This window comes from Pseudanabaena sp. BC1403, assembly GCF_002914585.1.
GTDB lineage: Bacteria > Cyanobacteriota > Cyanobacteriia > Pseudanabaenales > Pseudanabaenaceae > Pseudanabaena.
Genome location: NZ_PDDM01000043.1, coordinates 16201 through 29661 on the forward strand (window position 1 = coordinate 16201; position 13461 = coordinate 29661).

Genomic DNA, 13461 nt, shown 5'->3' on the forward strand with positions numbered 1-13461 from the left:
CAGCACAATCCTTGATGTGAAAATTTTTTAATTAAAGAAAAGCTCCCGTTGGGAGCTTTTCTTTAATTAATTTGCCTCTAGGGTCGGTTGACTAATTTTAGGATTCTGACGACTGCGCCACCATGCCAGTAAAATGCTGGCATTGAAGATACTGGAATAAGCCCCAGAAAGGAATCCAATAATCAGAGCAAGAGAGAAGAATCTCAGGGTTGCACCGCCAAACAAGAAAATAGCCACAAGAGGAAGAGTTGCGGTTAGCGATGTGTTAATCGATCGCCCCAGAGTTTGATTGACAGAAGCATTAACTAACTGATTAAAGTTAGAAGCACCTGCATCAAGCTTTACATTTTCACGAATGCGATCGTAAATGACCACCGTATCATTCACCGAGAAGCCGCAGATTGTCAGCATCGACACGATAAACAAACTGTCGATCTCCACACCCATTGTTAATCCAAGGATGGAAAATGCCCCCACAGTTACTAACATGTCGTGAAACAGCGCAATAATCGCAAAGGTTGCATAATCTAGCTGAAACCGAAATGCTAAATAAATACCAATGCCTGAAAAAGACAAAGCAAGAGCAAGTAAACCATTTCTGAGCGCTTGCTGACCGATCGCGGGACCAACTTCATCTATTTGCGACTTTTTAGGATCAACTTCACCATATTGCTTCAAAGACTCTGTGAGTGCTGATTTTAATTTTTCGCGTTCATCAGTTGAGAGATGAGCTGTCCGCACTGATACACCCTTGAGATCTTTGCCCTCTACTAATTGAATGACGCTGTTGGTAAAACCTTTGTTTTCAATCGCTTGCCTGACGGCACTTATATCAATCGGTTTGCCGCAATTACCAGCATTGCAAGCCAAGCCCAATGTGACACTAGAGCCACCCGTAAAGTCGATTCCCAATCGCAATGGCGAACCTAACTGCTGAAAAGACAACACCATTGCCACGATCCCAGCCAAAATTACCGCTGTCGAAATCGTGATGTAAAGCCGAGCATTTTTGATTACATCTAATCTCATAACACTGCACCACTTGTATTGTCTTTTTTATTGTCGTTTTTACTATCGCTAGATTCATCTTCAGTGTTTGCATCTACATCGATCGTTGTCGATGAGATTTTGCCAAAAGCCTTCATGCCATAGTATTCAGGCTTGCGGAAGATCGGATTGCTAATCATCGCTAACATTAGCGATCGGCTCAGGGTGATTGCTGTAAACATACTGGTCAGAACCCCGACCCCAAGAGTAACTGCAAAGCCTTTTACAAATCCTGAACCAAGCCAAAATAGTGCGGCACAAGCAATCAATGTCGTCACATTACTATCGAGAATACTTGACCAAGCTCGATAAAAACCTGCTTCAACTGATTTATAAAGTGTGCGTCCCGCTTTTAATTCTTCTTTAGTGCGTTCAAAAATTAATACGTTCGCATCTACTGCCATACCGATACTGAGGATAAATCCTGCAATCCCTGGCAAAGTCAGCACCACGCCCAATAAGCCAAACAGCGAAAAAGTAATAACCGCATAGGTGATCAGTGCAATATCCGCAACAGCTCCCAAAATACGGTAATACAGCACCATGAAAATTAGTATTAGTAGTAATCCCGCAACTCCAGCATAAATACTACTAAGGATACTATCTGCGCCAAGAGTTGCTCCGACAGTGCGATTTTCAACAATTTCCACTGGTACTGGCAATGCACCTGCACGTAGTTGCAAAGCTAATTCGGTGGCTGTATCTAAGTTGAAGTTTCCTGTAATAACTGCTCGACTGCCAGTAATGCCCTTACCTTGAAATTCGGGGCCTACTGATGGAGAGCTAATTAATTTATCGTCTAGAAAAATTCCTAAAGAGCGACCAGTTCCACCGATTTCGCCAGTGGTTTTAGCAAATAGATCACCACCTTTATCATCAAAAGTTAAGGCAACTTGCCAAGAATCGGGACCATTGCCCGTTGGTGAAGCAACTGCATCTTTGAGCATATTGCCTGTTAAGCCTGTGCGCTCAAAAATCCCTTTTAAATCTTCAATACTTTTCTTATAAGCGGCTTCACTTTCCGCGATCGCCTTTTGATCGGTAGAATTTTTCAGGATTTCACGCTGAATTGCCGCCGCCCTCTGGACTTGCAATCTCGCCCCTAGCTCACTTTCCGTACCTTTCTTTTGCTTACGAAAATCAAGCTGGGCAGTTGTACCAATTACGCGCTCAGCTTGAGCAGGATCATTTACTCCTGGTAACTGCACGATTAGTTGATCATTCCCAGCCAGCAAAATCGTTGCTTCAGAGACTCCTAAGCCATTAATGCGCTGTTCCACCACAAACTTTGCAGTTTCCATGATGCGTGGCGTAATTTCATTAATACCTTGTTCAGGATTGATTTTTGCTTGGAGTGTAAGCTGTGCGCCACCTCGAAGATCCAGCCCTAATTTAGGAGGATGACTTACGATTAGATACACAGCCCCGATTAAAATTGCCAGTACAAAGGCAAGCAGGCGGCTTTGTTTACCCATATTTTTTTGGAGCTTTTTGTATAGCTTTTCTGTATAGCCATTTGAGCTTTACTTAGAGCCAGATTAAACAGAGGATATTTTGAGACATCTGTCATCATACCCCACGAATAGCAGCCCTGAATTGGTTATATAGCTGTCAAAATGATTTGCGGCGCGAAGCGCCGCAAATCATTTTGACAGCTATAAATTTTCTGGCTACAGCTATACAAACCCAACTTAGCAATGCTTTTATTAGCAATTTGATATTCCTGATAAAACCCCAAAATATGGCAGCGGGCCTAGCCCGCCGCCATATTTTGGGGAGCGGTTATTTTGTGTAAGTCCCTAAAGTAGATGAGCATAGTTAATTACAAACCCAAGCCTTTGAGGTTGCGCCCCTGTGGGGCGCAACCTCAAAGGCTTGGGTAATTTATTCTGCACAGATACTTAAAAGGATTGAGTTTTGACAACTTCCAAAGAGACAGGCAATGTACCCGATCGCAACTGTAAAGCAAGTTCAGTCGCCAAATCCTTAGTAAATTGCCCCGCAATAACAGCGCGACCACCTGTAATGCCTTTACCTTGAAATTCAGGCCCAACTATGGGAGCGCTAATTAATTCACCATCCAGAAAAATGCCTATAGCCAAACCTGTTCCCGCAATTTCGCCCGTGGTCTTGGCAAACAAAACGGCACCTTTATCATCAAACGTCATTGCAATTTTCCAAGTACTAGAACCTTTGAATAGCGGATCAGCATGGGCATCTTTGATCATATCGCCACTTAAGACTGGGCTTTCAAAGATGTCCTTAAGAGCTTGAACACTCTTTTTATAAGCTGCCTCATTTGCCGCGATCGCCTTTTGATCGCCAGAATTTTTGAGAACTTCGCGCTGAGCCCTAACTTCCTGCCGCATCTGCAATCTTGCCGTTAACTCATTTTCTGTCCCTTTTTTCTGTTTGCAAAAATCAAGCTGACCATCTGTCCCAATCACCCGCTTAGCTTGAGTAGGATCTTTTACACTTGGTAATTTCACCACCAACTGATTACTACCAACAATCTCAACAGATGCTCCAGAAATTCCTAAACCATTAATGCGATTTTCCAAAACGAGTTTGGCTCTTTCCATCATTTGCGGCGTAATTGCTTTAATACCTTGTTTGGGAATTTTTGCTTGCAATGTAATCTGTACAGCATTTTGCTGGGTTAAGCTCGGTTTTGATGGCTGACTTGCTGATGGGGAGATACAAGCTCCTAAGCTAGCTGTCAATACAAAAGCAAGTAAATGATTTCGATTGCTCATATTTTTTGAAAATTGTATTCAACGTCAAGGTGATTCAAAACGGAGCTCTATAGCTTTTGCTAATTAGGATATGACAGATCAAAATCAAAAAGATTAAGAGGCGATGCTCAACTATTAAAATTTCTTGTTTTTTGTTAAGTAGCTTGGCAATTTAGCCTCTAAATTGAGGATTGTCTAATTGATTTAGCCTATGTCTTTGGACGGAAATTTTGAGATACATCTTGAAATCTTTTGCTACAAGCAATCGTAAATCATCAGAGGTAACGCTTTTAGTAAGGAATTTGTAGAGCTTTTTAAAGCTTAGGAATCTCTTTACCATTAGTTGCACAAAGCTTTGTAATACAGCCTACGCAAATTGTTGCGGGTAAACGGTAAACTATATCAAAGCTGAAATTTAGGTTGGATTTGTGAGATCTCGGATCGAGCGAGTCTTTTCCGAAGACTGGCTAAATTATTATATCGATCTCTTTTTTGGAGCGAACTGACTGTGACTATTTACGTTGGAAATTTGTCTTATCAAGCTGCTAAAGACGACTTAACAAGCGTCTTTTCAGACTACGGCACTGTAAAGCGTGTGCAATTGCCCACCGACCAAGAAACAGGTCGGGTTCGGGGTTTCGCCTTCGTGGATATGGAGGACGATGCTCAAGAAGAAGCGGCGATCGCGGCGCTGAACGAAGCTGAATGGATGGGACGAACCCTTCGCGTTAATAAGGCTAAGCCTCGTGCTGAACGTAGTAACGATCGCCCTAGGGGTCGTGGCTACGCCTAAGCCTATATTAATTGCAGAAATCACTAATTGCGAAGAATGGCTAGGCTGTTCTTCGCAATTTGTAGTGAGCAAGTCAATATGAGTAGATATATACAAGCCTTAAAACTTTTCTGGTCAACCGCGATCGCTGCTGAACTCGAATATCGGATTAACTTTGCGATCGCAGCCCTAAGCAGTATTGGCAATTTGGCAGGAAGTTTGTTCGGACTATTTTTGTTTTATCGCACTGGTTACTCTTTCGCAGGTTGGAAATGGGAAGAAGCGATCGTTGTGCTTGGAATATTCACAATCCTTGAAGGCTTCTCTAGCACCTTTCTCGCACCAAACTTAAGCAAAATCGTAGATCATGTCCAAAAAGGGACATTAGATTTTGTGCTTTTAAAACCAATAAGTAGCCAGTTTTGGCTATCGGCAAGAGCGATCTCACCTTGGGGATTTCCTAATTTAATTTTTGGAGTCGGCATTCTGGTCTATGCGGGCAACAAACTGGGATTAAGTTTGAGCAATTATTTTTTGGGCTTAATCCCCCTGACTTTTGGCTGCATTAGTCTTTACAGCATTTGGTTCATGCTCGGAGCAACTAGTATCTGGTTTGTAAAAATTTATAACGTTACCGAAGTTTTACGCGGCCTAATGGAGGCAGGTCGCTATCCGATGGCAGCCTATCCCGCCTCTTATCGTTTCTTTTTTACCTTCATTGTCCCGATCGCATTTTTGACAACGATCCCAGCCGAAACGCTTCTGGGGCGAGGTGAAGCTATATGGATCCTCGGTTCGATGTTTTTAGCGATCGGATTACTTTATGTTTCAAATCAATTTTGGCGATTTGCATTGAAGTTTTACACAAGTGCATCTAGCTAAGTTAAGACACCCGCTTCGCGGGTGTCTTAACTTTATTGGTTTTAATTTTGATATGCTAATTAACAACTGACTGCAAATTTATAAAGAACTATGCCTAGATCGCAACGTAATGACAACTTCGTCGATCAAACCTTTACCGTTATTGCCGACACGATTTTAAAACTCTTTCCTGCCAGTCAGAAAGAAAAAGAAGCCTTTGCTTACTATCGAGATGGCATGTCTGCGCAAGGTGATGGCGAGTATGCCGAAGCATTAGCTAACTACGAAGAAGCTCTTAAGCTTGAGGAAAATTCCTACGATCGCAGCTATGTGTATTACAACATGGGCTTAATTCATGCCAGCAACGGTGATCATGATAAAGCGCTAGAGTTTTATGAACAGGCGATCGATCTTAATCCTCGGATGCCACAAGCTCTCAATAACGTGGCGGTGATTTATCACCATAAAGGCGAAAATGCTCAGGATGAAGAACAATCTGAAAAATATTTCAACATTGCAGCCGACCATTGGGTGAGGGCGATTCGCCTTGCGCCTAACAACTACATCGAAGCCCAAAACTGGCTAAAAACTACTGGTAGAGCCGACATTAATTTATTCTTTTAGACTGTTTTTTAAAATTCGCATAAGATTTGCATAGTTCTTTTCCCCAATCTTTAATCAAGGCGCTTAATCCCTCTTAATTTTAAAGATAATTATTGGCTAACACTTATATAAAAAACATGATTGATAGAGAGCAAGTTCGCCACGTTGCCCATTTAGGGCGTTTACAGTTAACTGAAGCTGAAGAAATTTCTTTTACTAAGCAGCTAGATAGCATTTTGGACTACTTCCAACAGTTAAATGAACTCGATCCTCTGTTAGAAGGGGTTGAACCAACAACCAGAGCCGTTAATACCATCAATATTACTCGCCCCGACATATTGCAACCCTTTACAGATCGCGAGGTCTTACTTAACTGTGCACCTGATCGCGAAGAAGACTTTTTCCGCGTACCACAAATTATGGGCTAGATACCTATGGATACCTCAGGCAAACTCGATCCGACTGCATCTAGTTTCAGAATACTCTTAGCCGAAGATAACCCTGTCAACCAAAAGGTAGCCAAACGAGTGTTAAACCATCTGGGATATCAAGCCGATATAGTTAACAACGGTGCCGAAGCAGTTAAAGCGATCGCCAACACAGGCTACGATCTGATCCTGATGGATATTCAAATGCCTGAGATGGATGGTTTGGAGACAACCAAATATATTCGTAATCTGGAATCACAAACACAACTTCCTCCAATTGCAATCATTGCTATGACGGCAAATGCCACCGATGACGATCAAAATCTCTGTCGTGACGCAGGAATGAATGATTACATCAGTAAACCTATTCAGATCGATAAGCTCAGAAACCTTTTGCAGCATTATGAATCAGTAAGAACACAAAAATAGGGGCTGTACAAAGTACAGCCCCTAAAACAAAAAAGAGGATGCGCAAAGCGCACCCTCTTTTTTGTTTTAAGCAACTTCTGCCTCTGCAACTTCGACAGCTACAGGCGCATAAACGCTAATTTTCTTACGGGTTTTGCCAAAACGCTCAAAAGTCACAACGCCATCAACGGTTGCGTACAATGTGTCATCGCTACCACGCCCGACGTTATTGCCTGGGTGAAACTTTGTACCGCGTTGACGGACTAGGATGCTTCCAGCCTTAACGACTTGACCGCCGTAACGCTTTACGCCAAGGCGTTTAGCATTAGAGTCACGCCCGTTTCTTGTACTACCTGTACCCTTCTTATGTGCCATTTAGTTTGTATCCTCTAAAAAGTGCTAATCAAAAAATGACTCAAGCAAATGTCGCGATGCGACATTTGCTTGAGTTGGTTTAAGCAGCCTTACCGCTTAGGTTAATTGCTTCTACCATGATCCGAGTCATCGGCTGACGGTGACCGTTCTTTCTGCGAGTTTTTTTCTTAGGACGCATTTTGTAAACGATTACTTTTTTCGCCTTGTGATGGCGCATTACAGTAACTTCTACGCTTGCGCTATCAACTAGGGGCTGACCAATCGAAATGGCACCTTCCATATTGACAAACAAAACTTTATCAATAGACAGTTTGCTGTCTTCTTCGGCTTCAAGTAGCTCAACGTCATAAAATCTGCCGACTTCGACGCGATATTGCTTACCGCCTGTTTCAATGATTGCGTAACTCATGGTGTTTAAATATTCAGTAGATGCCGTACAGGTATTGGGAAATTAGTTTCACCTAATTCCGCCAATTTTTCTAAATAACCCGATCCGAGCATGAAAGATCGTGCGATCTATAACTATACATGAAATAAACAAATAAATTTTCGCTTGGCGAAAATTTATTTTAAAAAGTAAAGAAGGCACGCGCAGCGTGCCTTCTTTACTTTTTGGGTTTTATTTGAGCCAACCTAAACCAACACCTGTAAGTAATAACGCTCCAAAAATTAATCGATATATTACGAATACCCAAGTCGTGTGTGTTTGGAAGAATTTCAGTAACCATGCGATCGCTAAGTACGAAAAAATCACCGATGATAATAGCCCGATCAAAAGCTGTCCTAAACCAACGTCACCAAAACCTTTTTTAATCAAGCTGATTAACTCAACCAGCCCACCAATGGTGATCGCAGGAATACCTAGCAAAAAGGAAAACCTAGTTGCAGCAACGCGATCTAATCCTAAAAACAAACCTGCGGTTAAAGTCGAGCCTGAACGCGATACCCCTGGCACAAGTGCCATTGTTTGCGCTACACCCATTAAAATGCCGTCAATTACTCGAACTCTATGAAATTGGCGTTTCTCAGTTTTGCCACGCTGACCCAATATCTCCGCTAGGGCAAGCAAACTGGACATTACTATTGAGGCGATCGCGATCGCGGTCAGACTCCTCAAAGGTGATTTGTCATAGTCTGGGACAAAAATTTTAATTAGTAAGCCACCAAATAAAATTGGGATTGTTCCGAGAGCGATCGCCACTGCCAACTTAAATTCTTGGGACTTGTAGTTTTGCGATCGGACGGCTTTGATACTGCCTAGTGTAATATTGCTAAGATCTTTCCAGAAATAGCCGACAACTGCGGCAATACTGCCAAGTTGAATCACAGCATCAAAGGATAGACCAGCATCTTTCCATCCCAAAATCGCAGGAACTACCTTCAAATGAGCTGTGCTACTAATCGGCAAAAATTCAGTTAGTCCTTGCACGATCCCTAAAACAAAAGCTTGCCAGTATTCCATAAAAATCAAAATTTAAACAAACGACATATATCACGAATTGGTAAAGCCCTAAAAAGTCTATGAGCGAGCTTTGCTCGCTCATAGACTTTTTAGGGTTCAACTTTCAGATTTGCTGTCATAATGAGTACTAAAATCAATTTTTCTAGTTAATCGGTATAAACATATGGATTTAAGAGTATTAATAGTGTTAGGTCCCATCGTTTTGGTAGCTGCATGGGCAGCTTTTAATCTTGGCAAAGCTGTAATCAAGGGTGAAGCTTCCCTATTTGGCAAGCAAGGTAACAATCCTTTCCAATAGCTCCAGCTTAAAGCCGAAATATTAAGAGAGGACGCAAAGCGTCCTCTCTTAATATTTCGGCTTATTGTTAGGTATGTACATTCATAAGCATACATAACGATAAAATAAGCTAAGAAATAAACAAAATTAATCTTGTAAGGTAGCTAAAATATGGCGATCGGAGAATATAAGCCTGGTTTAGAGGGGGTTCCTGCAACCCAGTCAAATATAAGTTATGTTGATGGTCAAGCAGGTTTGCTGGAATATCGAGGTATCCGCATTGAGGATCTTTGCAAGCATAGCCATTTCCTTGAAACCAGCTACTTACTAATTTTCGGTGAATTGCCAAAAGCTACGCAACTACAAGAATTTGAGCATGATCTCACCCATAGAAGAAGAATTAAGTATCGCATTCGCGACATGATTAAGTCATTTCCCGATAATGCTCATCCGATGGATGCACTGCAAACAAGTGTCGCAGCATTAGGGATGTTCTATCCTCTGGGTAATTTCCATGATGCAGACTACATTTATCAGGCGACAGTAAGACTGCTAGCAAAAGTGCCAACGATGGTAGCGGCTTTTCACATGATGCGTCAAGGTAATGATCCTGTGATGCCCCGCGATGATTTGGACTATGCCTCTAATTTTCTATACATGTTAAATGAGCAGGTTCCCGATCCTCTCGCATCCTATATTTTCGATGTGTGTCTCACCCTTCATGCAGAGCACACAGTTAATGCCTCCACCTTTGCAGCCTTGGTAACTGCTTCGACGCTAACTGATCCCTATGCCGTGATGACTTCGGCGATCGGTACTCTTGCTGGCCCTTTGCATGGCGGCGCTAATGAGCAAGTAATGATGATGCTCGAAGAGATTGGCTCGGTTGAGAATGTGACTGCGTACCTTGAGCGCAAAATTGAGCGCAAAGAAAAGCTCATGGGCTTCGGACATCGTATTTATAAAGTCAAAGATCCTCGTGCGATCGTTTTACAGGACTTAGTGCATAAAATGTTCGACGAGTTTGGTCATGATCCTTACTATGACATTGCCCTAGAATTAGAAAAACAAGCCTTTGAGAAATTATCTAGTAAAGGAATTCACCCAAATGTGGATTTCTATTCAGGATTGGTTTACAAAAAGCTTGGTATTCCTAGTAATTTGTTTACGACTATTTTTGCGATCGCCCGTGTTCCTGGTTGGCTAGCTCACTGGAAGGAGCAACTATCAGACAACCGTCTTTTCCGCCCAACGCAGGTATATACGGGGCTCCATGATGTAACTTATATGCCTATTGGAGATCGTTAAGATAATTGACGAAGCCTTAGTTTCCAGAGCACAGCAATCTCTAAAGAAAATTAGAGGGAGTACTTTGTACTCCCTCTAATTTTCTTTAGGAAGTAGTTTTCCATTTTAGTAGTTCAAACCAAATTACGCTGGCAATACCTGATAACAGAGCGATCGCTAAATCCTCGAAATTGAGATAGGAAAACTGGAAGAGTTGTCTTAAAAATGGAATATAGAGAATTAAGCCGAGGAATGCTGCACCGCCACCAATAATCCACCAGATTGAGGGATTGGAAATCCGCATCGTACTGAAAATTGTTTTTGTCCATGAGCGATTGGTGAGAATCATGGCGAGATTAGAAACAATCAGCGTAGTGAAGACTAAGCTTCTTGCTCCACAAGCTTTTGCGCTACAAAGGGTGACATCGGGGGCAAAATGCCCTTGATAGTAGGCGACTGAATAGACAATGACTAATACTCCCAAGACACTCAAGCCTTGAAAAAAGGCTAATCTTAGAGTTCGTTTATCAAATAGTGGCTCCTTGGGATTACGGGGAGGGCGCTGCATGACATTAGCTTCGGCAGGTTCAGCTTCAAAGGCGATCGTACATGCAGGATCGATGATGAGATGGAGAAAAGCAATATGAATTGGCAGGAGTACTAGGGGCCATTGCATGATGATTGGTACTAGAGATATGCCTGCAATCGGAATGTGAACGGCGAGAGTATATGCCATGCCTTTTTTGAGGTTGTCAAAGATGCGGCGACCAAGCTTGACAGAGGCAACAATCGAGTTGAAATCATCATTTAGCAAAACAAGATCAGCGGATTCTCTGGCCACATCAGTACCTCTTCCGCCCATGGCAATACCAATATTTGCAGCTTTGAGCGCAGGCGCATCATTAACGCCATCACCTGTCATTGCTACAATTTCACCACTTTGTTTCAGTGCATTCACAATCAATAGTTTTTGTTCAGGCACGACACGAGCAAAGATGTTAGTACTGCGAATGCGCGATCGCAGTTGTTCTTCCGTCATCTGTTCAAGTTCAGTACCTGTAATCACTTCACCGCCTGACAGCCCTATTTGCATCGCGATGTTTTGAGCTGTGGAAGGATAGTCACCTGTAATCATCACCACGCGAATTCCTGCTTGATAGCATTCGGCGATCGCATGTGCAACGGTAGGACGGACGGGATCTGATAAGCCAACCAAACCAATAAATTTAAAATCGAAGTCATGCTGATCGGCAGGTAAGGAACCATCAGCAGGAGAAACATGACGATCGCTATCTTTAGAGAGAAATCCTTTGGCAACCCCCAAAACACGCAATCCTGAGGATGCCATGACATTAACTTGTTTTTCTAGATTGGCGATCGCTTCAGGACTAAAGTGACAGAGATCAGCGATCGCTTCAGGTGCACCTTTAGCGGCAATTTCTTTTTCCCCACCTTCGCTGGGTTCCCATACACATGACATAGCTCGTAATGTCCCCGACAAGGGATATTCACGTAGAGTATCCCAATCCTCATGGAGATGTTCTGTTCCTGAGAGCAATTCTTGCCCAACCAATTTCAGTGCTTTTTCCATCGGATCGAAAGGATCTTTGCGACTAGCAAGAATGCCATATTCAATCAAAAGATGGAAGTCTTCAGGTAATAATTCCTGCTTATGCAAAGTGAGGTCGTAAAATGCGGGATTATTTGATTCTTCTTGATAAACAAATAATTGCTGTACGGTCATTTGATTGAGCGTGAGCGTGCCTGTCTTGTCAACACAAAGCACTGTTGCCGAGCCAAGAGTTTCCACCACAGGAATACGGCGGGTAAGCACATTTTGTTGCGAAAATCGCCATGCTCCCAATGCTAAAAAGATTGCTAAAACTACGGGGATTTCATTAGGCAAAATTGCCATTCCCAACGCCAAGCCAGCTAGTACTCCATTTAGCCAATCACCACGAGTAATTCCATAGATGACCACTGCGGCAACACAAATAGCGATCGCAATGATCGTCAGTTGCTTAACAATTCGTCGCGTTTCCTTTTGGAGTTTCGAGTCTTCTTGCTCGATAGTTTGCAAAGCCTTGCCAATTTTACCCATTTCTGTCTTTTGACCAATGGCTTGGACTTCAACGATCGCTTGTCCTTGGACAGCTAATGTCCCTGAATAAACATAGGGTAAATCATCACCACCAGGGCGATTAGCAGGTAGATCAACTTGATCATTGACAGCCGCTTTTCGCACAGGGAGGGATTCACCTGTCAATAGCGATTCATCAACTGTGAGGTGAGTTGACCATAGCAAAACCCCATCCGCAGGGACGCGATCGCCTTCAGCGAGCACAATCAAATCACCGCGCACCACTTCTCGACCTGCAATCCGTTTGCGATCGCCATCACGAATCACAAGAGCGCGAGGACTCGATAGATCTCGCAAAGCTTCCAGAGACTTCTCGGTTTTTTGTTCTTGATAAAGATTAATTCCTACAATAAAGAAGACAAAACCGAGTAATATTAGTGCTTCTTGAGTATCACCTAAAAACAGATAAATGCCACCACAACCCAGCAATAGCAAGAAAATTGGTTCGCTGGCAATTTCAAGAATGATTCCCCAAATATTGCGGCGATCGCTTGTTGGTAATTCGTTATACCCCTCAGTTTGCAAGCGTTGGCTAACTTCTTGCTCTGATAGTCCTGTTAATTCTTGTGGATTCAATACGGATTTCATAACCATTCCATTGCCAACACTTATTTGGAAATTTGTGAACTATTGATTTTGATCGATCCTATTACAGTTCTATAGCAATTTGGTGGTGTCTATAATCACATAGACTCATTAATGAGAAGTATCGTCTATAGGCTTAGGAGAAAGATAGAATTAATACTTAATATAGAAGTTTAATTACCTTGTCTAGTAACGCATTGACGCATTAACTCCATCAAAAATAATCGCTGGTAATTTTCATAATGCGATTTACTAAGTTAAGTAACACTAACTAGTGAATGCTCACAATTAGTTAGAATAGTGTATGAATTCTGAATCTTATTAAGGAAAGTTCTCCAAAGTAGAATCTCTTTCAGTACTGTAAAAAAACCTCTTGTACATTTACGAAAACCAAGGGCGTTGTTGCATGAATAAAAAGAAGCCAAAAGATGGAGGATCTTAGGATAGACAATTAACGAACAACAGAACAGGAGACAGGTTT

At 42.3% G+C, this 13461-nt stretch carries 14 protein-coding genes; 7 read left to right on the plus strand and 7 right to left on the minus strand.

The window, feature by feature from the left end; all coding sequences use genetic code 11:
• Positions 1 to 66 precede the first annotated feature (66 nt).
• The 3 genes from secF to secD (CQ839_RS23345) all read right to left on the minus strand — a co-directional run bounded on the left by secF (position 67) and on the right by secD (CQ839_RS23345) (position 3803).
• Entirely contained in the window at positions 67 to 1029 is a 963-nt protein-coding gene (gene secF / locus CQ839_RS23335) for a protein translocase subunit SecF (RefSeq protein ID WP_103670698.1), read from the minus strand.
• Positions 1026 to 2522, minus strand: a complete 1497-nt coding sequence (gene secD / locus CQ839_RS23340) for a protein translocase subunit SecD (RefSeq protein WP_103670699.1) — start codon at positions 2520 to 2522, stop codon at positions 1026 to 1028. Before secD (CQ839_RS23340) ends, secF begins: the two co-directional genes overlap by 4 nt.
• A gap of 426 nt (positions 2523 to 2948) precedes the next feature.
• A complete protein-coding gene (secD, locus tag CQ839_RS23345) occupies positions 2949 to 3803 on the minus strand; it encodes a preprotein translocase subunit SecD (RefSeq protein WP_103670700.1) in 855 nt (284 codons plus the stop codon).
• A 487-nt stretch (positions 3804 to 4290) separates the two neighbouring features.
• On the opposite strand from secD (CQ839_RS23345), the gene CQ839_RS23350 reads away from it, so the two are divergent.
• From CQ839_RS23350 to CQ839_RS23370, 5 genes are all read left to right on the plus strand, one after another.
• Positions 4291 to 4575 carry an RNA-binding protein gene (locus tag CQ839_RS23350; RefSeq protein WP_094528637.1) on the plus strand — a complete coding sequence of 95 codons (285 nt, stop codon included), beginning with the start codon at positions 4291 to 4293 and terminating at the stop codon, positions 4573 to 4575.
• 78 nt (positions 4576 to 4653) lie between these two features.
• On the plus strand, positions 4654 to 5436 hold the full coding sequence (locus CQ839_RS23355) for an ABC transporter permease (RefSeq protein ID WP_103670701.1): 783 nt from the start codon (positions 4654 to 4656) through the stop codon (positions 5434 to 5436).
• Between the two features lie 90 nt (positions 5437 to 5526).
• Entirely contained in the window at positions 5527 to 6039 is a 513-nt protein-coding gene (locus CQ839_RS23360; protein WP_103670702.1) for a photosystem I assembly protein Ycf3, read from the plus strand.
• 116 nt (positions 6040 to 6155) lie between these two features.
• Complete coding sequence (gene gatC / locus CQ839_RS23365) at positions 6156 to 6446, plus strand: Asp-tRNA(Asn)/Glu-tRNA(Gln) amidotransferase subunit GatC (RefSeq protein WP_103670703.1); 291 nt, start codon at positions 6156 to 6158, stop codon at positions 6444 to 6446.
• Between the two features lie 6 nt (positions 6447 to 6452).
• The gene (locus CQ839_RS23370; RefSeq protein ID WP_103670704.1) at positions 6453 to 6875 is read left to right on the plus strand and encodes a response regulator; all 423 of its coding nucleotides are present in this window, start codon (positions 6453 to 6455) and stop codon (positions 6873 to 6875) included.
• A gap of 66 nt (positions 6876 to 6941) precedes the next feature.
• Here CQ839_RS23370 and rpmA read toward each other — a convergent pair whose 3' ends face one another.
• From rpmA to CQ839_RS23385, 3 genes are all read right to left on the minus strand, one after another.
• Positions 6942 to 7229, minus strand: a complete 288-nt coding sequence (gene rpmA / locus CQ839_RS23375) for a 50S ribosomal protein L27 (RefSeq protein ID WP_009629204.1) — start codon at positions 7227 to 7229, stop codon at positions 6942 to 6944.
• A gap of 79 nt (positions 7230 to 7308) precedes the next feature.
• Positions 7309 to 7638, minus strand: a complete 330-nt coding sequence (gene rplU / locus CQ839_RS23380) for a 50S ribosomal protein L21 (RefSeq protein ID WP_103670705.1) — start codon at positions 7636 to 7638, stop codon at positions 7309 to 7311.
• Positions 7639 to 7848: 210 nt separating this feature from the next.
• On the minus strand, positions 7849 to 8691 hold the full coding sequence (locus tag CQ839_RS23385; protein WP_103670706.1) for an undecaprenyl-diphosphate phosphatase: 843 nt from the start codon (positions 8689 to 8691) through the stop codon (positions 7849 to 7851).
• 163 nt (positions 8692 to 8854) lie between these two features.
• Between CQ839_RS23385 and CQ839_RS23390 the strand changes: the two genes are divergently transcribed.
• Both CQ839_RS23390 and CQ839_RS23395 read left to right on the plus strand, forming a co-directional pair.
• Positions 8855 to 8989 carry a photosystem II protein Y gene (locus CQ839_RS23390; RefSeq protein WP_103670707.1) on the plus strand — a complete coding sequence of 45 codons (135 nt, stop codon included), beginning with the start codon at positions 8855 to 8857 and terminating at the stop codon, positions 8987 to 8989.
• Between the two features lie 150 nt (positions 8990 to 9139).
• Positions 9140 to 10276, plus strand: coding sequence for a citrate synthase (locus CQ839_RS23395; RefSeq protein WP_103670708.1), 1137 nt, complete (start codon positions 9140 to 9142; stop codon positions 10274 to 10276).
• Between the two features lie 85 nt (positions 10277 to 10361).
• Here the strand turns inward: CQ839_RS23395 and CQ839_RS23400 are convergent, their stop codons facing one another.
• On the minus strand, positions 10362 to 12983 hold the full coding sequence (locus CQ839_RS23400; RefSeq protein ID WP_103670709.1) for a cation-translocating P-type ATPase: 2622 nt from the start codon (positions 12981 to 12983) through the stop codon (positions 10362 to 10364).
• Between the last annotated feature and the right edge of the window lie 478 nt (positions 12984 to 13461).